Annotated in this window: 21 protein-coding genes; 10 read left to right on the top strand and 11 right to left on the bottom strand. The window is 57.3% G+C overall.

Annotated elements, in window-relative coordinates:
* Positions 1 to 48 precede the first annotated feature (48 nt).
* From L8V01_RS05200 to L8V01_RS05180, 5 genes are all read left to right on the top strand, one after another.
* Positions 49 to 723, top strand: coding sequence for a LysR family transcriptional regulator substrate-binding protein (locus tag L8V01_RS05200; protein ID WP_269946080.1), 675 nt, complete (start codon positions 49 to 51; stop codon positions 721 to 723).
* Between the two features lie 147 nt (positions 724 to 870).
* Positions 871 to 1515 carry an LGFP repeat-containing protein gene (locus L8V01_RS05195; RefSeq protein WP_269946079.1) on the top strand — a complete coding sequence of 215 codons (645 nt, stop codon included), beginning with the start codon at positions 871 to 873 and terminating at the stop codon, positions 1513 to 1515.
* Between the two features lie 181 nt (positions 1516 to 1696).
* Positions 1697 to 3061, top strand: coding sequence for a PhoH family protein (locus tag L8V01_RS05190; protein ID WP_269946078.1), 1365 nt, complete (start codon positions 1697 to 1699; stop codon positions 3059 to 3061).
* Positions 3062 to 3138: 77 nt separating this feature from the next.
* The gene (locus tag L8V01_RS05185; protein ID WP_269946077.1) at positions 3139 to 3708 is read left to right on the top strand and encodes a GNAT family N-acetyltransferase; all 570 of its coding nucleotides are present in this window, start codon (positions 3139 to 3141) and stop codon (positions 3706 to 3708) included.
* A gap of 67 nt (positions 3709 to 3775) precedes the next feature.
* Positions 3776 to 4888: a CAP domain-containing protein gene (locus tag L8V01_RS05180; protein ID WP_269946076.1), complete on the top strand. Its 1113-nt coding sequence runs from the start codon at positions 3776 to 3778 to the stop codon at positions 4886 to 4888.
* Between the two features lie 33 nt (positions 4889 to 4921).
* Here L8V01_RS05180 and L8V01_RS05175 read toward each other — a convergent pair whose 3' ends face one another.
* The 5 genes from L8V01_RS05175 to glpX form a co-directional block, all read right to left on the bottom strand.
* Positions 4922 to 5215: a DUF2316 family protein gene (locus L8V01_RS05175; RefSeq protein ID WP_269946075.1), complete on the bottom strand. Its 294-nt coding sequence runs from the start codon at positions 5213 to 5215 to the stop codon at positions 4922 to 4924.
* On the bottom strand, positions 5215 to 6783 hold the full coding sequence (locus L8V01_RS05170) for an MDR family MFS transporter (RefSeq protein WP_269946074.1): 1569 nt from the start codon (positions 6781 to 6783) through the stop codon (positions 5215 to 5217). Before L8V01_RS05170 ends, L8V01_RS05175 begins: the two co-directional genes overlap by 1 nt.
* Entirely contained in the window at positions 6777 to 7400 is a 624-nt protein-coding gene (locus tag L8V01_RS05165) for a TetR/AcrR family transcriptional regulator (protein WP_269946073.1), read from the bottom strand. Before L8V01_RS05165 ends, L8V01_RS05170 begins: the two co-directional genes overlap by 7 nt.
* Before the next feature lie 173 nt (positions 7401 to 7573).
* Positions 7574 to 8974 carry a class II fumarate hydratase gene (locus tag L8V01_RS05160; protein WP_269946072.1) on the bottom strand — a complete coding sequence of 467 codons (1401 nt, stop codon included), beginning with the start codon at positions 8972 to 8974 and terminating at the stop codon, positions 7574 to 7576.
* Between the two features lie 85 nt (positions 8975 to 9059).
* Positions 9060 to 10073, bottom strand: coding sequence for a class II fructose-bisphosphatase (gene glpX / locus L8V01_RS05155; RefSeq protein WP_269946071.1), 1014 nt, complete (start codon positions 10071 to 10073; stop codon positions 9060 to 9062).
* A gap of 188 nt (positions 10074 to 10261) precedes the next feature.
* Between glpX and L8V01_RS05150 the strand changes: the two genes are divergently transcribed.
* Positions 10262 to 10831: a DUF4245 domain-containing protein gene (locus L8V01_RS05150; protein WP_269946070.1), complete on the top strand. Its 570-nt coding sequence runs from the start codon at positions 10262 to 10264 to the stop codon at positions 10829 to 10831.
* On the opposite strand, the gene L8V01_RS05145 is transcribed toward L8V01_RS05150, so the two are convergent.
* Genes L8V01_RS05145 through xseA form a run of 3 tightly spaced genes read right to left on the bottom strand, consistent with a single transcriptional unit; the run spans position 10815 to position 12715 of the window.
* Positions 10815 to 11183, bottom strand: a complete 369-nt coding sequence (locus L8V01_RS05145; protein WP_269946069.1) for a hypothetical protein — start codon at positions 11181 to 11183, stop codon at positions 10815 to 10817. The two genes, L8V01_RS05150 and L8V01_RS05145, sit on opposite strands and share 17 nt — an antisense overlap.
* Entirely contained in the window at positions 11183 to 11452 is a 270-nt protein-coding gene (locus L8V01_RS05140) for an exodeoxyribonuclease VII small subunit (RefSeq protein ID WP_269946068.1), read from the bottom strand. The genes L8V01_RS05145 and L8V01_RS05140 overlap by 1 nt, the downstream gene beginning before the upstream one ends.
* Before the next feature lie 21 nt (positions 11453 to 11473).
* Complete coding sequence (gene xseA, locus L8V01_RS05135; protein ID WP_269946067.1) at positions 11474 to 12715, bottom strand: exodeoxyribonuclease VII large subunit; 1242 nt, start codon at positions 12713 to 12715, stop codon at positions 11474 to 11476.
* A gap of 141 nt (positions 12716 to 12856) precedes the next feature.
* Between xseA and L8V01_RS05130 the strand changes: the two genes are divergently transcribed.
* Positions 12857 to 13807, top strand: a complete 951-nt coding sequence (locus L8V01_RS05130) for a 4-hydroxy-3-methylbut-2-enyl diphosphate reductase (RefSeq protein ID WP_269946066.1) — start codon at positions 12857 to 12859, stop codon at positions 13805 to 13807.
* A gap of 67 nt (positions 13808 to 13874) precedes the next feature.
* Here L8V01_RS05130 and L8V01_RS05125 read toward each other — a convergent pair whose 3' ends face one another.
* The 3 genes from L8V01_RS05125 to L8V01_RS05115 form a co-directional block, all read right to left on the bottom strand.
* The gene (locus tag L8V01_RS05125) at positions 13875 to 14678 is read right to left on the bottom strand and encodes a DUF6542 domain-containing protein (protein WP_269946065.1); all 804 of its coding nucleotides are present in this window, start codon (positions 14676 to 14678) and stop codon (positions 13875 to 13877) included.
* A gap of 62 nt (positions 14679 to 14740) precedes the next feature.
* The gene (locus tag L8V01_RS05120) at positions 14741 to 15811 is read right to left on the bottom strand and encodes a DNA recombination protein RmuC (protein ID WP_269946215.1); all 1071 of its coding nucleotides are present in this window, start codon (positions 15809 to 15811) and stop codon (positions 14741 to 14743) included.
* Between the two features lie 36 nt (positions 15812 to 15847).
* On the bottom strand, positions 15848 to 17317 hold the full coding sequence (locus L8V01_RS05115; protein ID WP_269946064.1) for an AI-2E family transporter: 1470 nt from the start codon (positions 17315 to 17317) through the stop codon (positions 15848 to 15850).
* Between the two features lie 47 nt (positions 17318 to 17364).
* Here L8V01_RS05115 and ychF point away from each other — a divergent pair, with 47 nt between their 5' ends.
* From ychF to L8V01_RS05100, 3 genes are all read left to right on the top strand, one after another.
* Positions 17365 to 18450, top strand: a complete 1086-nt coding sequence (ychF, locus tag L8V01_RS05110; RefSeq protein WP_269946063.1) for a redox-regulated ATPase YchF — start codon at positions 17365 to 17367, stop codon at positions 18448 to 18450.
* Positions 18451 to 18579: 129 nt separating this feature from the next.
* Positions 18580 to 19113 (top strand): type 1 glutamine amidotransferase domain-containing protein, encoded by a 534-nt coding sequence (locus L8V01_RS05105; RefSeq protein WP_269946062.1) that lies wholly within the window; start codon positions 18580 to 18582, stop codon positions 19111 to 19113.
* 226 nt (positions 19114 to 19339) lie between these two features.
* Complete coding sequence (locus L8V01_RS05100) at positions 19340 to 20251, top strand: cation diffusion facilitator family transporter (RefSeq protein ID WP_269946214.1); 912 nt, start codon at positions 19340 to 19342, stop codon at positions 20249 to 20251.
* Positions 20252 to 20329: the final 78 nt, after the last annotated feature.

Genomic DNA, 20329 nt, shown 5'->3' with positions numbered 1-20329 from the left:
GTTCTTCAGTCACGCCTTTACCGTAGCACTTTCAGTAGACTGTCCTCCATGCTGCGCTTAGCTTTTGCCACCGGTACGGAGCCTGGAAAATGGTTTCGCCGGTTTGAAGAAAACACTGCTCATGGCGGCCTATTTACGGTTGATGCAGACGATGCGCTAGCCCCGCTCTTAGCCGGCGAAGTGGATGTGGCGCTTGCACGTTTGCCGGATGCGCGCGTAGATGACACTTTTCATGTGGTTCGCCTGTATAAGGAGGCGCCGGGCATTGCGGTGCCTAAAGACTCCGTATACGCGGAGGTGGGGGAAGAGCTTGCGCTTGCCGACGTCGCCGATGAGCACCTCAACTATCGCCTCGATGACTCCGGGCTTGTCGATGTCCCTGCGGTCCGAGACGCCCTTCAAGTAGTGGCGGCTAATGTCGGCATCGCCATCGCCCCGCGCCCCCTGCTCAAGGTCCTAAGCAAGAAGCAGGTAGTACCGCTGGGTCTTAATGATGAATCCATTCCGGTGACTGAGATTGCCTTAATCTGGCGCAAGGAGGATGACGGGGAGGCAATTCAGGATTTTGTTGGCGTTGCCAAGGGCCGGACGGCGCGCTCCTCGCGCCAAGAAAAGCCGAAGCGTAGCGCTCGGGAAAAGGCTAAAGCTAAGCAAGCTCGCAAAAACGTTAACAATTCGTTACAAAAGGCGAAGAAGGGCATTAAGCAGCGCAAAAGGCGGTAGTAGATTATTGCAAGCTGTCTAATTCCTGTCCGTGTGGGTGGCGCCGGCTGGGTAGCGTCGTTACGGTGGGCGTCATTCGCCACGAACGGCGATTTTAATCATGAATTTAGAATTAACTTACTTTCTCAATGAAAGGATGATGCAGTAATGCAGAAGATGACCCGTCGCATTGCAGGTGGCTTTGCAGCCGCAACCCTGTCCGTTGCCCTTGTTGCTTGCTCCGATGCTGAAGATGCAGCTAATGATGCTAAGGACAGTGCAGGCTCCGTAGCGGCAGACGCTACCGATGCTGCTGGTTCCGCAGCGGCTGAGGCTACTTCTGACAAGGACAAGGACGCAGATTCCTCCGAGTCCGAGGACGCAGATGATTCCGAGTCTGATGATGCAGATGACAAGGATGACGCTGACGACAAGGACGGTGCTACCAAGTCCATCGCTACCGCAAATGGTGACGTAGAAGTCCCAGCTGATTTTGCTTCCGCTATTGAAGAGAAGAAGGCCGAGTGGGGCGACGTACAGAGCATCGAGCAGGGCGACGATGACGAGTTCCTAGCTACTTTCGACGGCGGCAACCTGCTGACCTTTGACGATGACGAAGGCGCTCAGCCCATCGTTGGCAAGATTGCTGAGACCTGGAAGGAGCAGGGCGGCCTAGACGCTGAGGTAGGCCTGCCAAAGGCTCCCGAGGAGAAGGCTACCGAGGGCAAGGGCTGGACCCAGCAGTTCGATGATGGCGTTATCTCCTGGCTCCAGGACGAGAGTGGCAAGTTCACCTCTTCCGTAGAGAAGTAAATAGCTTTTTGAGCCCATCCCTTCGCAGCACATGCTGCGGAGGGATTTTTCGTTTTCTTAAAGTTCATCTTGCACCCATGTAATTTCAACCTTCGGTGCCTAGTTTGGGTGGCAACCCCGGTATTTGGGGTGATTCGGAAGAAGTCTGATCTACCGCACACTAAGGGAGAACCCTGCCACCATGACTCGTTCCTCTGTACTTTCTACTCCGCTTGCCACTACCGAAAACTCCGTCGCTACCAAGACCTATGTAGTGGATACCTCGGTCTTGCTCTCTGACCCCTGGGCCCTGCGCAAATTTGCAGAGCACGACGTCGTCCTTCCCGTTGTGGTTATTTCCGAGTTGGAAGGAAAACGTCATCACCCGGAGCTTGGCTGGTTCGCCCGCCAAGCTCTTCGCTTTTTGGAGGAGTTGCGCGCTACCTATGAAGCACTAGACCAGCCGGTACCGGTTAACGTGGATGGCGGCACCCTTCGCGTGGAGCTCAATCACCAAGACCAATCTTTGCTTCCCGCAGCATTCCGTGGGCCAGAGGGAGATCACCGCATATTGGCCTGTGCGCTCAACCTTGCGCATGAAGGAAAAGACACCGTGCTGGTGACCAAGGATGTGCCTTTGCGTGTCAAGGCCGGCGCGGTGGGCGTGCAGGCAGATGAGTACCACGCCCAAGACGTGGTCCTGACTGGTTATACCGGTATGGCTGCGGTGCACACCAGTTCCGATGTTATCGATGCGCTCTATCGTGATGGGGAAGTCATGCTAGACGGTGTCGAGACGGAAAAGGGTACTTGTGTTGATGAGCTGCCGGTGCATTGCGGCTTGACCTTGGTGGCCGGAGCCCAGTCTGCACTGGGGCGGATGAGCGCTGACGGAGTGGTGGAGCTAGTTCGCGGTGACGCGAACGCGTTTGGCCTCCAGGGACGCTCTGCGGAGCAGCGTATCGCCTTGGATCTGCTGATGGACCCAAACGTAGGGATTGTCTCCATCGGCGGCCGCGCTGGCACCGGCAAGTCGGCACTTGCGCTGTGCGCCGGGCTGGAAGCCGTACTGGAGCGCGGCGAACACCGCCGCATTGTAGTCTTCCGCCCGATGTATGCCGTAGGCGGGCAATCGCTGGGATATCTTCCTGGTACCGAATCAGACAAGATGAACCCGTGGGCGCAGGCGGTCTATGACACCCTGGAGGGCTTGGTATCTGAAAACGTCATGGAAGAGGTGCATGAGCGCGGCCTCATTGAAGTCTTGCCCTTGACGCATATTCGCGGCCGCTCCCTGCATGATGCCTTTGTTATCGTGGATGAGGCGCAGTCCCTTGAGCGAAATGTATTGCTTACCGTTCTTTCCCGTTTGGGCAAGGGCTCTCGTGTAGTACTAACTCATGACGTAGCGCAGCGCGATAACCTGCGCGTGGGCCGCCACGACGGAGTCCAGGCAGTGATTGAAAAGCTCAAGGGGCATGAGCTTTTTGCCCACATCACCCTGCAGCGCTCCGAGCGCTCAGCTATTGCTGAGCTGGTCACTGACCTGCTGGAAGGCGGAAACTAGAAGGAGTCGTTCGCGCTTGGCGATCTTTATGCGTACAGCGTGGCGAAGATGGGCAAAGCCCAGTAATAATGTTGTATATGAGCGAGAACGCCAAGCAGACGTCTTCGGACGAGAAGAAGAAAGATTTCCGCATTCGCCCCTTTACTGCGGCGGATTATCCCCAGATGCGCGAGATCTATGAACAGGGACTCAATACTGGGCACGCCACTTATGAGACCCGCTCCTTGACCTTTGAAGAGTTCAAATCCGGAAAGATTATGCCTTCGGTCCACGTGGCAGTGGAAGAAGATGATGATTCAAAGGTCCTAGGGTGGGTTTCTGCAGCGCCGGTATCTACTCGTACCGTCTTCCATGGAGTTGTAGAAGATTCCATCTACTTGGGCAGCGAGGCCCAAGGGCGTGGTATTGGCGGCGCCCTCTTGGATCGCCTTATTGAGGTTTGTGTAGACCTGCATAAGTGGGCTATCCATTCGTGGATCTTCCCTGAAAATACAGGGTCTGCAGGGCTGCATAAATCTCGCGGGTTCGTCAAAGTGGGCACCTACTCGCACATGGCCAAAATGACCTACGGTGAGCTTGCAGGGCAGTGGCGCGATACCGACGTCTATGAGCTGCTTTTGCCCAAACCGGAGGAAAAGAAGAAATAGCTTTTCCCAGCGCACAGGGATAAAGTTAAACCTACATTTGTTCTCTATCTCTCTTTAAGGTTTTTCCATGTCTGTGCGTACTCGCGCCCTTGCTTTATCTACTATTGCAGCTTTGACGGCAGGGGCGCTCTCTGTTCCCGCGGCCAGCACCGAATCCTATCCATCCGCTGGTGCGGTTCCAGTAGCCCAGCTGGACATCAACCAGGTTGATGGCGGGTTGGCCTATGTCTATGCCACCCCCGTGCTGCAATCCCATATCGACACGGTGACCCGGCAATTGCGCGAACTGCGGGCGCGGGCATGGGACGCCAATCTACCGCTTAATGGCGCTTCGCTTCGCGACGTCGCGCCGGACCGGACCGCTTATATCAACGGGATGTCGTGGAGCAGGGGCTTGGAGCATGTTGCTTTGCAGCGCGCTGCGGAAGAGAACTTCGACTTTGACCATCAGCGAGCAGGCGGTGCAGAAGCGTGGACCGCGAAACCCGGTGCCTTTTCGGCGGAAAATCTCACTAGCGCTACCATGAGCGAGGCCATTGCTAGCTGGTCTACCGATGGTGGTTCTAATAGTGAGTGGAATAAGCTCATTCGCTCGAACGGCTACTTCACTGATGGCACGGGCCACCTCCACAATATGCTCAACCCGGATAATCGCTACTTTGCTCAGGCACAAGTTGGCAATACGACTGCCGGCCATTATTCCACGGAGAGGGTTTCAGGTGCCCCAGAGCGCCTCGAAGGCCGGCACGCATTCCCTATAGCGGTTCCGGAGTCCGCGTTTTCCAGGGCCGATATCCGCTTTACTGGAGGTACCCATGTAGGTGACTCCGGCAGCATTGGCCTGAGCATTTCCGGTTGGGGAGGAGCCAGGTTGGCGGTTCCAGGGGCGTCGGTAAGTTCTTCCAATCCGGAGGTTCTCGCCGTGCACCCAGATGGCACCTACGAGGCATTGCAAGAAGGTACAGCAGAGCTGAGTATTACGCCGTTTCTTATGCGCAATGGTAAAACTCGCCCGTCTGGAGAAGCGATTAGCCAGACAGTGAAAGTTAGCAAAAAGCCGGCTATCGGCGGTGCTGCCGGCGGATCGAGTGCTGGTGCAGCCATCGGCATTATCGCCGTTATAGTTGCCGTCTTGGGTATCGGCACCCAAGTCCTACGGTACATGGGGCTCTGGCAATAAAAATGCCCCGCCTAAGGCGGGGCTTGTGGGCAGCTAGACTTCGGGTACATCCCAAGAGCCGAACCAATGCTGAGCTCGAGAGCGCATTGCGTCGCTCAGGCGGCTAAAGTGCGGAATCGGGGCGCCGTATGCGCGAGCCAGGGAAACCAGGTAGTCCCTGGTGCGCCACACCTCGATGGGGCTGGATTGAATATCCAGCGCCGCTTGCAGGCCGCCTGGGGCGTAGCCGAGGGCGGATTCTATGGGGGCGTCGGCAAGCGGGAGCGCATCGCGCAGGGCATGCAGCTCTCGGCTTGTAGCCTGTACTTCCGCAGGGGAAAGAGACATTATTTAATCGTTTCCTTCAGGCGCTCCTGGCGCAGTGGCAGAAGGAGCAGTAGTGCGACGATGGCTAGGGGGACCATCAGCGCGATGACTGGGGTCAGGCCGTCATTATAGGAATTGAGGATTGCCTCTTCGATCGGCTTGGGGAAGGACACAACCAGTTCCGGGGTGAGGTTATTGGCCCCACCGCTGGCATCGCCAAACTTCTCAGCATAGGCAGCACCTTCCGGGCCCATCTTCTGGAATGCCTCTGGCATGCGGGTGGCCATCTCATCCTTCATATTGTGGATGAACATGGAACCAACCAAAGAAGCGCCGAGGGCGGAGCCGATTTGGCGGAAGAAATTATTCGCCGCGGTAGCCGTACCCACCTGGGACAGCGGGAAGGAGTTCTGGACGATGAGCACGAGGACCTGCATAACCATGCCCAAGCCGATACCGAAGACGAGAAACTCGCAGCCCAACTGCATAAGTGAAGTCTCCACAGTGAGGTGGGACATCCAGAACAATGCGCCGGCGGTAATGGCCAAACCGATAATGGGGTAGATCTTGTAATTGCCGGTGCGGGAAATGATGAAGCCCACGCCGGTGGAAGTGCCGATAAGGCCCACCATCATCGGAATCATCATGAGACCCGCCTTGGTCGGGGTCAGGGTGTGAACCATCTGTAGGTAGGTAGGCATATAGCCCAGGACGCCGAACATCGCTAGGCCAAGAACCACGCCGGACAGGGTGGTCAGGGTCATATTGCGGTTCTTAAATAGGCGAACCGGAATGAGCGGCTCCTTAGCGCGCAGTTCCACCAGAACGGTGATGATGGCGCCAACGATGGTGATAGCGCCGAGCGTGAGGATCATCGACGAGCCCCACTCGTATTCGGTGCCGCCCCAAGTGGTCATGAGGATAAGGGAAGCTGTAGTGATCGCGATAAAGGTTGCGCCGAGCCAGTCGAAGCGCTTCATGTCGGCGTCGCCAACGCGCAGGTGCAGCACTAGGGTGCACACGATGATGGCCAGGATGCCGAGGGGGATATTCATCCACATGCCCCAGCGCCAGCCCGGGCCGTCGGTGAACCAACCACCGAGGACGGGGCCGAGGACAGAGGAGAGTCCAAAGACGCCGCCCATGATGCCCATGAACTTGCCGCGCTCGCGGGAGGAGGTCACCTCGGCGATGATGGACTGAGAAGAAATCATCATGAAGCCAGCACCAAAGCCCTGTACAGCGCGGGCGATGATGAGCAGCGTCATGGAGTTGGCAAAGCCGCCTAGCGTGGAGCCCACAACGAAGGTGGCGATACCGCCGATGTAGAGCCACTTGCGGCCCAGCATGTCACCCAACTTGCCGGAAATAGGCATAGCGATGGTCATGGTGACAAGGAAGGCGGAGATGACCCAGCTCATGTGGTCGACGCCGCCGAGCTCACCGACGATGGTGGGGAGAGCTGAGGAGAAAATCATTTGGCCGAGGGAGCTCATCAGCATGGTGAGCATCAAGGCCGAGAAAATGAGCCCGAGGTTATCGGCTCGGGACTGGCCCTGCGAAGGGGCCTTCGTGGCCGTATCTACCATCGCATTCCTTTCATAAAATCAGTTATAAGCGTGAGTGAAGTATCGAGACGTGCGTCGAGGTCTTCGCTGCAATCTGCATCGGGGGATGCCATCGCCAGCCACAAGGCCTCGCGGACGAGGCCGGCGATGAGCATCGCCTCGGTGCTGGAGGAACAGCTAGAGAGGACGCGAAGCTCCGGTTGTTGTACGAGGCGTTCTTCAATGAGATCGATGAGCTCGATGGATTTCGCCCGCTTCCGGCTTATCGCTGCAGCTGCTGCATCGGGATCATTAGCGATGCGCTTGCGGCGCTCCCGGATGGTCGGGTTGATGTGGTGGCCTTCCATGTGCTGCCTGACCAGCTGGAGAACAAGTTCCACCATGCTGGTTGTCGGCTCTTCGAGGAAGGACTCCCGCATCTTCTCCGTGAACTCGGTGCTTGGAGCTCCCAGTACAGCGGATTCTTTGGAGTCGAAATAATTGAAGAAGGTGCGCCGAGAAATACCGGCTACTTCGCAGATCCGCTCAATCGTGACCGCGCTAAAGGACTGCTCATCCACCAGCTTTGTGGCGGCATCCTCTATGCGAAGGCGCGTCTCAAGGCGCTTCTGCTCGCGTAGTGATAGTTCTTCTTGCACGCAATGCAACTTTACACTCGGTGCAAACTTACACCAAGTGCAAAAACGGTGATTTTAAAGGTGAGTTTCCGCTAATGTGTTCCGTATCATAGCTCTGGCCGACGCCTCCTTACTCCAGAAATGCGAAACCCCGCCCGAGTCCTACCCGGGCGGGGAAGCGGTGCGGCGATTACTTAGAAGTTATCGCGGTCGCGGTTGGTCATGCTCAATACATTGAGACGCTTATCCAGCTCTTCCTCGGTGAGGTTCTCGCCGTCGACAAAGCCTAAATCAATAACAGCCTGACGGACGGTGATCTTCTCATGCAGGGCATGCTTTGCCGCCTTAGCGGCGTTCTCGTAGCCGATGGCGGAGTTGAGCGGGGTCACGATGGAGGTGGAAGACTCCGCAAAGTGCTTCATGCGCTCCTCGTTGGCCTCGATGTGATCGATGCACTTATCGGCGAAGACGCGGGAGGCATTCGCCAGCAGGCGAGCGGACTCGAGCACGTTGCGTGCCATCATCGGGATGAAGACGTTGAGCTCGAAGTGGCCTTGGGCACCACCAAAGGCGACAGCGGCGTCGTTGCCCACCACTTGGCCGGCCACCATGGTGACGGCTTCTGGAATAACCGGGTTGACCTTACCCGGCATGATGGAGGAACCCGGCTGCAGGTCCTTTAGGTGAATCTCTGCCAGGCCGGTCAGAGGACCGGAGCCCATCATGCGCAGGTCATTAGCAATCTTATTGAGGGACACAGCAATCGAGCGCATAGCGCCGGAGAATTCTACCAGGCCATCGCGGGCAGCCTGGGCCTCGAAGTGATTTTCTGCTTCCTTCAGTTCCTTCACGCCCGTGAGCTTCTTAAGCTCCTCGGTGACCTTGGCACCGAAGTCAGCGGAGGTATTCAAGCCGGTGCCGGTGGCGGTGCCGCCAATGGCCAGCTCGCCCAAACGCGGCAGGGTGGCCTCAATGCGTTCGATGCCCAACTCGATCTGGCGGGCGTAGCCGCCGAATTCCTGGCCAAGGGTAACCGGGGTGGCATCCATCAAGTGGGTGCGGCCGGACTTGACTACATCGGCGAACTCCTTGGCCTTTTTGCTCAAGGACTCGTGGAGGACCTTCAGGCCCGGAATGAGGTCATTAACGGCAGCTTCCGTAGCAGCCACGTGGGTGGCGGTGGGGAAGGTGTCATTGGAAGACTGGCCCATGTTCACGTGATCATTCGGGTGAATTTCCACGCCGTTTTGGTGTGCCAAGGAGGCGATAACCTCATTGGTATTCATATTGGAAGAGGTGCCGGAGCCGGTCTGGAATACGTCGATTGGGAAGGCGTCGTTATGCTTGCCCTCGGCGATTTCGGTAGCGGCGGCGATGATGGCATCGGCCTTTTCTGCGTCCAGCTTGCCGGAGTCCTTATTTACCTGGGCGCAGGCTGCCTTAAGCAGGCCAAGAGCACGGATCTGTGCATTTTCTAGGCCACGGCCGGAGATGGGGAAATTGTCCACTGCGCGCTGGGTTTGTGCGCGCCAGAGGGCATCTGCGGGAACCTTTACTTCGCCCATAGTGTCATGTTCAATGCGGTATTCAGTCATGTGAAGATCACCTCAGTTACTTGTTTAGTGTGTGCCATCCAGTATGGCGGAGATTTGTGGGGAGGGCCGCCTTCGGGGGTGAACCCTACTTCTTGGTCGGGGTGTTGTAATCCACGACGGAATATTCCTGCAGCTTGGACAGCTTATGGATGGAGTCAATGTAGCGGATGGTGCCAGACTTGGAGCGCATGACTAGAGAGCGAGTGGTAGCGCCGGAATTGCGGTAGGAGACACCGCGCAGCATGTCACCATTGGTTACGCCGGTAGCGGCGAAGTAGCAATTCTCAGAGGAGACCAGGTCAGTGGTGGTGAGCACGCGGTCCAAATCGTGGCCGGCAGCGCGGGCCTTCTCGGCTTCCTCTTCGTCTTTAGGCCATAGCTTGCCCTGGATCTCTCCGCCCATGCAGCGCATAGCGCAAGCCGTGATGATGCCTTCTGGCGTGCCGCCGATGCCCATCATCATGTCAATGGAGTTGGTGTCCTGGCAGGTGGCAATGGCGCCGGCTACGTCGCCGTCCATAATGAGGCGCACCTTGGCTCCTGCGGCGCGAATTTCTGAGATGAGCTGCTCGTGGCGTGGGCGATCCAGAACCACAACGGTGAGGTCGGAGGGGCGAATCTTCTTCGCTTTGGCTACGGACTGGATATTCCACTCCACAGACTCATTGATGTCAATGGCACCTACGGCCTCTGGGCCGACAGCAATCTTTTCCATGTAGAAGACTGCGGAAGGGTCATACATGGTCCCGCGCTCGGCAGCGGCGATGACAGAGATGGCATTGGGGCGGCCTTCTGCCATCAAGCGGGTGCCGTCGACCGGGTCTACGGCGATATCCATGGCGGCGCCTTCTCCGGTGCCCACCTCTTCGCCGTTAAACAGCATCGGGGCCTCATCCTTTTCGCCCTCGCCGATGACAACGACGCCGTTCATTGCCACGGAATTTATGAGCTTGCGCATGGCGTCGACCGCCGCGCCATCGCCCTCATTCTTCTGGCCGCGGCCTACCCAACGGCCGGAAGCAAGCGCTGCTGCCTCGGTGACACGAACCAGTTCCATTGCCAGGTTGCGGTCGGGAAGATAAGACGTATTTTCGGACATGTGTAGTGGTTGCCTTCCATAGTTTTCTCATCAAGGGGTGTTCCCCTTGATGCTCTACCTTTCCATTCTCGCACTTTTTTGCTCTAATGGGTTCGGTTTTGCGCCCCATTTGTGGGGGATTATCCAAACTTGCGGGGAAGAAGGGGCCGTGTGGCTTTTTGCCAGCAGGGCGTGCGATACTAAGGCGCGTGGCTGCAGAACAAAGACCAAAGATTTTTGAAGGTGCGAAGGATATTTCTCTGTCCCTCGCCGTCGTGGTGATCATGATGCTGCTGGCCGTGGGGGCTACCGGCCTATGCTCAATTAATTCCGAAACGAAGCAGGGGGCGGTGCAGGAAGTAGATGAGCAAACTTTCCTTGAAACCCAAGCCCGCGCAGGCGTAGGCGCGATCCGTAACCCCGATATGCCAGAGGGCTGGGAGGCTAATGCCGCTCGCCGCGTTGATCTGGGCGGAGAAAACGCCACCGTGGTGAGCTGGGTGACCGCGGACCAAGGGTTTGTGGAATCTACCCAGACGCAGTTCGCGGCCGATAAAGCAGGGGAAGAATACGACGCCAATTACCGTGGCAATGCCTCCACCCGCGAGGTCGGGGGCAAAACGGTGCGGGTACTAGAAAGCGACGAGGAATCCGTGCGTCGCTTGTGGATCACGGATTTGGGCGATGCCCGCCTCATCATCTCCGGCGCCGCCAACGACAGCGATTTCGAGGCCGCCACTGCAGCGTTTATCGACGCCGCGCCTATAGCCGAAAAATAACCTCGCCCAATCCTTCTTCCGCGGGGGTGGCGATAAGGCCGCTTCCCGTGCGGGAAACGACCTCAGCTATACCATTCGCATCGAGGCCGCTAAGGCGCGTCTTTCCTACGAATACATCGATGCGCTCACGCTTGGAGCGCTGCGGGTAAAGGGCAATCTCGCGGACCTTGTCATCTTCAAAGCGCAGTACCACGGATCGGGAAAAGTAACTGATCTCGTCTTCGCTACGGGTATGCGCCGGGCCGAAGAATTCCTCTACGTACTCGCGTGAATCTCCTGCCATGATGGAACCGGCGGCTGCAGATTTTGATACGAAATCCACTCTTTCGTCGGGGTATCCATATATCTGCACTAGTCTTCTCCCTCAGTTTGTGCCTCTTCGGCCTTATCTAGAGCATCTTCCACGCGCTTTGCCGCGCCGTCTAGGTGCGCCTCGCATGCGCGGGCAAGGGCTTCACCGCGCTCCCAATACTTCAGTGATTCGTCCAAGCCCATTTGGCCGAGCTCTAGGATTTTGACGGTTTCAATGAGCTCATCGCGGGCTTGTTCATAGCTCAGTTCTTCTACTGGGGTAAAGGCATCCTGGCCCGGTTGGCCGGTGCCAATTGCGTCATCGGACATTATTTTCTCCTCGTATAGTAATTAATCGGCGGCCTGGGAGGCCATAGAAACAGCGGTGATAGACCCATCGCCCACGCGAATGCGCAATTGTGCGCCGGGAGGGGATTGCTCATAAGAGGTAACAACCTCGGGCCCGGAACCATCCTTGGGCACCACCTGCACGATGGAATACCCACGGGCCAGCGTTGCCGAAGGCCCCAACGCCGAAATCCGGGCGCGGAGAGATTCCACGTGGCGAACCTCGCGCTCGAGCATGACATCAATCTCTCGGCGCATTGTGGTGCGGGTGCGATCTACCTCTTCACGGCGAGTACGGATGGGTGTCATCGGGTCCGCCATGACGGGCCGAGAGCGGATATTGTCTAGACCCCGCCGTTCCCTTTCTACCCACCCGCGAAGGGCACCGGCCATGCGCGACCGGGCCTCGGCGACTATGGCGCGCTCCTCAACCACGGAGGGCACGACGCGCTTGGCAGCGTCCGTGGGCGTGGCCGCACGAAGGTCAGCCACGTTATCAAGCACCGGACTATCGGGCTCGTGACCAATGGCGGAGACCACCGGGGTACCAGCCGCGGACACAGCGCGTTGCAACGCTTCCTCAGAAAAAGGCAGGAGATCTTCCACAGATCCGCCACCTCGGGCGATGATGATGACATCTACCTCTGGATCGGCGTCGAGCTGCTGGAGACCATCAATAACTTCTGGGACGGTATTTGCACCCTGGACTGCGGTATTAATGATGCGGAATTGCACTGCCGGCCATCGGTCATGGGCGACTGACATCACATCGCGTTCCGCAGCTGAACCACGGCCGGTGATTAGTCCAATCTTGTGCGGCAGATAGGGAAGCGCCCGTTTGCGAGCAGGATCGAATAAGCCCTCGGCGGAAAGTTGCTGGCGTAATTTTTCAATTCGGGCTAATAAATCGCCGATTCCGACATGGCGAATCTCCGTGGTCCACAGCGAGAAGGAGCCACGACCGGCGTAGAAAGCCGGTTTGCCGTGAACAATGACGCGGTCTCCGTCTTTGAGCGGTGCCGATAAAGATTGCAGCATGGATGATGGGCAGGTTAGCTGGACGGACTTTTCCTGCTGCACGTCTCGCAGCGTGAGGTAGGACAGCTTCCACGTGGGTTTAAAGTTGATTTGGGTCAACTGTCCCTCTACCCACAGGTAACCTAGCCGCTCGATCCAGCCCTTGACTTGGTCATTGACCTTGCCAACGGGCCAGGGAGTCTCCGGGGTATTTGCCGGTTGATTCACACAGCCTCCCTTTCTTCAGTCTGCCGTGATCTTCTCCCTAGTTTAAGGGCCAGTGCACCCTTCCGTCCCTCTTGGGGTAGGCAGAATGGTGGCGTGTGGGTCCACTATTGTTTTGTGTAGTGTTTCGATACTCTGGGAGCCATGACTGATGGTAAAAATGTTCTCCTTGCGGCTCCGCGCGGATACTGCGCAGGTGTAGACCGCGCGGTCGAGACCGTGGAAAAGGCGCTAGAGAAGTACGGCGCGCCCATTTATGTACGCAAACAAATCGTGCACAACCGTTACGTCGTAGAATCTTTGGCAGAACGCGGCGTCATTTTTGTTAACGAGGCTTCTGAAGCGCCCGAAGGCGCTCATCTAGTATTCTCAGCCCACGGCATTTCCCCAGCCGTGCGCACGGAGGCTACGGAGCGTAAGCAACTTACATTGGACGCGACTTGTCCGTTGGTAACTAAGGTGCACAAGGAAGCCCAGCGATTCCAGCGCGATGGGTACCATATCCTCTTAGTTGGCCACGAGGGTCACGAGGAGGTGGAAGGAACCGCTGGTGAGGCCCCTGAGGTCACCCACCTTGTCGATGGTGTAGACGGCGTTGCTAAGCTGCCGGATTTCCTGCAGGATGAAAAGCTAATCTGGCTCTCCCAAACTACGCTTTCAGTAGATGAGACCATTACCATTGTCAACAAACTGCGCGAACGCTTCCCACACCTAGAGAACCCGCCTTCAGACGATATTTGTTACGCCACCCAAAACCGCCAGGAATCTGTAAAGGCCATCGCACCTAAGTGCGACCTGATGATTGTGGTGGGCTCAAAGAATTCCTCTAACTCGGTGCGCTTGGTAGAGGTAGCACTCGAGGCTGGCGCCAAGGCCTCTCACCTTGTCGATTTTGCCAAGGAAATCGATGATGCCTGGCTGGAAGGCGTCCGCACCGTCGGCGTTACTTGTGGCGCATCCGTTCCGGAATTGCTCGTACGTGAGGTATTGGAGTTCCTAGATGAGCGCGGGTACAGCGATGTAGAGCAGGTCACCACCTCCACCGAGACCATTACCTTTGCCCTTCCACGTGATTTGCGCCCAGCTCGCACCTAAGCGGTGCCTAGCACTGCGGCAAAGCAGTTAAAACGAAGGAAAGGCCCGGAAACGGGCCTTTTCGTTTTTAATCTTCGTCGTAGAGGTTATCGTCCCACCCTTGTTTGGGCTGTTCTTTCTGCGCTTTGGAAGCGGGGACCGAGTCGCCGGCGCGCCGGGATGGATCTGGGCGGCGTGGGTTCTCGCGCTCTTCTTGCTGCAGGCGGCGACGCTCCTCACGATCGCGGCCGCGCAGGCGGTCCTTCGGCGCGGGGCGAGATTTCTTCAGCGTGTGGGCGGCCCGAGCGCGCTGCGGAGTGGCTTTGGGGACCTTAGAATCTTTTACGGGTTTATCTCGCGCCATCAAGTCCGCTACAGAAAGGCGCTCTGCACGATTGCGGCGGTCTTGTTCCGCTTCAGTACGGCGCGAAGCAGCCTCTCGATCGACGATGCGCCGAGCAGTCTTGCGGTAGCGCACCCACCGTAGCCAGCCAATGATCCCCGCTCCTACCAACGCGATGAGGAGCCACAAAAAGTTTTGTACAAGGGGAAAAGCCGAAGTGACAATCGCGGTTTTGGAAAAGGATGAAGCTCCCTCGGGCAGGTTGGCCTTAGTGATAAAGAATCCGGCCAATACCACCGTGATGGCATAGAAAATGGGGATGGAAGCAACGGTAAGGAAAAGGCCGCGTTCTTCTACTACAAGGGCTACCAGTAGCGAGCCGATGACAAGGAACGCGAGATAGACCCATCCCAGGGCACCCATAAGGATGGAAATCAACGCGCCTGTGAGCAAGATTGCCGCGAGCAGCCCAAGGCCCTTGCCCAGCGTGATACTGGGGAGACCGGAGCTTTGGGCGGCGGAGGACTTTCTTTGCTTGGCTTGTGACACGTCGAAAGATCCTACCGGTTGGTACCTAGCCATGGCCATTTCCACGCACCAAAGCGCCAGATTTATGGTGCTGAATGCCCGCGGGGCCAGGTGTCAATGGGCAACGGCTCACGAGGAGTGCGGTCCGTGCGGCCCGGAATATCCATCTCATGCAATTTCCGGGCGGTAACACCCACGCGCGTATCGAGTGAGGACAGCGTGGCATTATAGGCCTCAACCGCCTTTTCTAGGTTGTGACCAACCTTTCCATAATGCGCAGAAAGGGTATTCAGGCGCGTATATAGTTCACGGCCTAAGCGCTGGACCTCCTTGGCTTTGGCAGAAATGTCCTCTTGCTGCCAGCCCATAGCCACTGTGCGCAAGAGTGCAAAAAGGGAGCTGGGGGTGGCGATCACCACGTTGCGTTCAAAGGCATACTCGATGAGCTCAGGATCTACCGAAAGGGCGGCATCGAGGAAAGGATCGGCAGGAACAAAAAGGATCACGAACTCCGGAGTGGGCTGAAAAGCTTCGATGTAGTCCTTTTGGGACAGTGCTTGAATATGTCCGCGCATCAAATGCGCATGACGGCGAAGGAAGCCAGAGTGTTCTTCTGGGTCCTCTGTTTCAAGGGCATCGAGGTAAGAAGTAAAAGGAACCTTGGCGTCCACGATGATATGGCGGCCACCGGCCAAGTTGATGAGCATGTCTGGACGAACGATTCGCCCGCCGAGCGGCGCAGAGACTTGGCAGTCAAAGTCCACATGCTTGGTCATGCCTCCAAGTTCGGCAACGCGCTCTAACTGCACCTCGCCCCAACGCCCACGAACATTCGGCGAGCGCAATGCGCTGACGAGTTTATCGGTGCGTTCATTAAGACGGGAAGAGGTACGGGTAACCGCCTGTACTTGGCTCGATAGGGATGCGAGCAGTGCGGTGCGATCTTCCTCAATTTCTTGGAGTTGAAATCCCAGGCGGTCCATGGCCTTTTCTAGCGGTTGGAGCTCGGCCTGGCGGCGCTGAGAGTCCTGTAGCGCGCGGTGTTCGGCGCTCGGCGCAGAACGAGTGGCGGAGTAGGAATGGGCAAGCCAGCCCATCACCGCGCCAAGGAGGAGGCCGATAAAAAGTAGCAGCACGGGCAAAGTGGAAGTCATAGCCTCCAGCATGGCACGTGCTACGGACACAACCTACTACTTTTTCGAATCTCCGTTCAAAAGCCCTTCGAAGGCATCGCGTGCACGCCGCAGGTTAACGCGCATGCTGGGCTTTCGATGATCTTGTGGGGTGGACTCTACGTTGAGGGCGGCGTCGAGGGAATCGGAGTCGCCGTCAGCAGAGACGTCGGCAAACGCGCCTTCTGGAGCAGCATAGTCTGGCATTTGTAGCCACGCCTCGCGCTTATAACGCCCTTGGTCTTCGGTGTAGCGGCCGATGAGATAGCCAGCCACAGTGGAAAAGTCCAGATCTGCTGCGGTCTTTTCGCCGGACTGGAGCTTCATCATGTCCTGCCCGTAGCGGTAGGCCACGGCAAACATAGCGGCGGCCGGAACCGCAAGGAAACCACCCACGAGGCCAAAGAGAGCGGAGCCGACCGTAACGGAGACCAAGACGATAACTGGGTGCAGGTCCATTGCCTTGGACTGCAGCCACGGCGAGAGCACATTGCCCTCTAGCTGTTGAACCAGCAGAACTAGGCCTAAAACCAGTAAGGCCTTGGTGATTCCAAGGGACACCAACGCAATGGTGACGGAAAGGGCGCCGGCCACGATGGCGCCTACAAAGGGGATAAACCCGGCGATAAAGGTGATAATCGCCAAGGCCATGGCCAAAGGGACGCCGATAAGGGCGAGGCCGATGCCGATAAAGATGGCGTCGACAAGCGAGACAACGGCCTGGGCGCGAATGAAACCGCCCAACGTATTCCAGGCGCGAGTAAGCAGCTCAGTGAGGTGCCAGCCGGCGCGCTTGCCGGTAGCATCGCGCAGCCAAGGCAAAAACTTGGCGCCGTCCTTGAGGAAGAAGAAGGTAAGCACCAACACAATAAAGAGGGTGACCAGGATTGATGTGGCCGTGCCGATGCCGGTGAAGACCGATCCGGCGATGGCACCGGCGCGCTGCTGCAGCCAGGAAGCCGCTTCATCGATATAGCTGCTCATATCCTCGCTATCGAGGTTGAGAGGCGGGCCCTGAGCCCATAATTGCAGGCTTTGGATGCCGGATACCGTCTGCAAATACAGCGAACGGGATTGTCGCATGAAGTCTGGCGCGACGAAGGCAATGAGCCCACCCACGGCCGTGAAAGAAACCAAAATGGTTACGGCGGCCGCCAAGGCGGCGGGAAGGCCTATACTGCGCAGCTTCTTAGCCACGGGCGCTAGTACGGTGCAGATGATAAGCGCCAAAAGTACCGGCAAGATGCCCTGCCAGAAATTACCGAGCAGGCGGTAGAGGGCATAGAGGAACACGCAGATGATGAGTAGGCGGACCGCCCACAGGGACGCAGACTTAACCACCTCGCCGGCGATGACCGAGCGGTCAACCTGATTGCCTGGCGGATGCGGCGATACATCCTCCAGCTTGCTGGTATCGAAGCTTTCATCAAACTTATCGCCCAAGCCCGTTTGGGGATCATCGGGCAGCGGTTGGCTATCAGAACTCACCCCACCATCTTGCCTTAAAAGAAGGCGGGTGCGTTAGGATTGGCACCGTGAGTCTTACACTAGGAATCGTCGGCCTGCCCAACGTGGGCAAGTCCACTTTGTTTAATGCCCTAACCCGTTCTGAGATCTTGGCGGCGAACTACCCGTTTGCCACCATCGAGCCCAACGTGGGCTTGGTGGAGCTGCCGGATGCCCGCCTGACCCGCTTGGCGGAAATGTTTAACTCTGAGCGCATTCTTCCTGCCACCGTATCCTTCGTGGATATCGCCGGCATCGTCTCCGGTGCCTCCCAGGGTGAGGGCATGGGCAATGCCTTCCTAGCTAATATCCGCGAGGCAGATGCTATTTGCCAGGTGGTGCGTGCATTCTCCGATGACAACGTCATCCACGTCGATGGCAAGGTTGATCCGCGCAACGATATCTCCGTTATTAATACCGAGCTCATCCTTGCGGACCTGCAGACCATCGAAAAGGCTTTGCCGCGTCTAGAAAAAGATGCGCGCAAGAATAAGGACCTGGCCGCCGAGGTGGAAGCGACCAAGAAGGCCCAGGAGATCCTGGAAGATGACCGCACCCTCTTCGCCGCAGCGAAGGAGGGCGAGATTGACCTCGCTCTCGTTCGTGACCTGCACCTGATGACGGCCAAGCCTTTCCTCTACGTCTTCAACTCGGACGAGGCCGTGCTAACCGACGACGCTAAGAAGGAAGAACTGCGCCAGCTCGTTGCCCCAGCCGAGGCTGTTTTCCTCGACGCACAGACCGAAACCGAGCTGCTCGAGCTGGAAGAAGACGAAGCGCGCGAATTGCTGGAGGCCGTAGGCCAAGATGAGCCCGGCCTGGCTACCTTGGCCAAGGCAGGCTTCGCCACCTTGGGTTTGCAGACTTACCTCACCGCAGGTGAGAAGGAAGCCCGCGCGTGGACCATCAAGCAGGGCTCTGCCGCCCCGCAGGCCGCCGGCGTTATTCACACTGACTTTGAGAAGAAGTTCATTAAGGCCGAGATCGTTTCCTACGATGACCTCGTGGCGGCGGGTTCCATGGCAGAGGCCCGCGCACATGGCAAGGTCCGCCAAGAAGGCAAGGACTACATCATGCAGGATGGCGATGTATGCGACTTTAAGATTGGCGGCTGATTCCACGCTGGTCTGAGCTTGGTTCTTGACGGTGGGCGAGGGTCTTGTCCACACAAGCGAAAAGAAGGTAGCGAATAGAATAGCTCCGCGTTACTGTGGGCGGCGTACCCGAACAAAGGAGGCCGCATTATGGCTGAACTAGAAAACAAGACCATTGCTATTATCGCCACCGATGGCTTCGAAGACTCTGAGCTAACCTCCCCGCTGGAGGCCGTGAAGAACGCCGGCGCTACCGTGCGTGTTATCGCCCCAGAGGCCGGCACCATCACCGGTAAGAAGGGTACGGAGATTTCCGTAGACGCCACTACCGCTGACTCCACAGGCGAGTCTTTCGATGGCATCATTCTGCCTGGCGGTACCAACAATGCTGACCTGCTGCGTTTGGATAAGTCCGCAGTAGAAATCGTGCGTAAGCACATGAGCAAGGATCTTCCGCTCGGCGCAATCTGCCACGGTGCATGGATCTTGACGGATGCTGATGTCCTCAAGGGCCGCACCCTTACTTCCTTCCCATCCCTGCAGACAGATTTGCGCAATGCTGGTGCCACTTGGGTGGACGAGGAAGTCCATTGCGATCAGGGCTTGGTTTCTTCCCGCACGCCGGATGATCTCCCAGCCTTTAACGCTAAGTTGGTTGAGGAATTTGCGGAGGGCCAGCACTAAAGCTCTTCTCGCACATAGCCACGGGTGTCTCCCGTGGCTTTTTTGATCTTGCGCCAGAAACAAAGCCCCTATAAGGTTGAAAGTTCCTGAAGGGGAGTAGTTCCCTCGGTTTAACCGAGATGCCTGGTCGACATACTGGCGTATAGCCCGGCCAGCCAGCGTCTGCGCTTGTCGTGGCCGTGAACGAGACCTTCGGTCCGCAATCGAACCGAAGGGAGAAGTGACTATGCCCCATCCAGGCTCTGAACAGCGCGTCTTAGAGCGCTTCATGCAGCTTTCCATTGCCGCCGCGGTGGCCACCATCGCTCTCAAGGCATTGGCCGCGTGGTTTACAGGCTCCGTGGGTTTTCTTTCCGATGCCCTCGAATCCGTAGTTAATTTGGTGGCAGCCGTCGCGGGTTTTTATGCGCTGCGTATTGCTGCCAAGCCGGCCGATGATAACCACCAATTTGGCCACGGTAAGGCCGAGTACGTTTCTGCCTTGGTAGAGGGCGCGATGATCTTCATCGCGGCAGGCATGATCATTTACACGGCTATTCAGCGCTTCTTTGTGCCTCAGCCCATTGCGGAACCCGGTTGGGGCTTGGCGATTTCCACGCTTTCTTCGGTTCTCAACTGCTTGGTGGGCATCGCCCTGATCCGTGCGGGTAAACACTACCGTTCCGCTACTTTGAATGCGGATGGGCATCACTTGCTTACCGACGTCTGGACTTCCGTCGGCGTCCTAGTCGGCATCGCCGCCGTTTATCTTACTGGATGGATGTGGCTGGACCCAGTGGTGGCTTTGGCCGTGGGTATCAACATTTTATGGACTGGCTATACCCTCCTACGTGATTCCGTAAGCCGACTGCTTTCTGAGGCCCTCCCAGAAGAGGAGCGGAAACAGATTCGCCAGCTGTTGTCACGATTGGAAAAGAAGCACGAGGTTAGCTTTACAGATCGCCGTACTGTTGCTTCCGGCCGGCAGCGTCTGGTGTATCTCACCATGGAAGTGCCAGGGGAGTGGAGCGTTATGCACTCCCATGAAGTTGCCGATGACGTGGAGATCGCCTTGGATGAGCTATTTCCAGGTTGCAGTGCCTTTATCCACGTGGAGCCAGCAGGTTTGGAACATCGGCGGCCATACCTGTTCCGCTAAACCTAAAACAATTCCGGGTTTTTCTCCGTTTTGAGGCTCGACCCGACTAGACCAATATGTGTGACAACCTGTTTGGGT

Origin of the sequence: Corynebacterium curieae, assembly GCF_027570035.1 — a bacterium.
Taxonomy (GTDB): Bacteria; Actinomycetota; Actinomycetes; order Mycobacteriales; family Mycobacteriaceae; genus Corynebacterium; species Corynebacterium curieae.
Note: the sequence above shows the minus strand (reverse complement) of the source record. Positions and strands in the feature narration are given on the sequence as shown.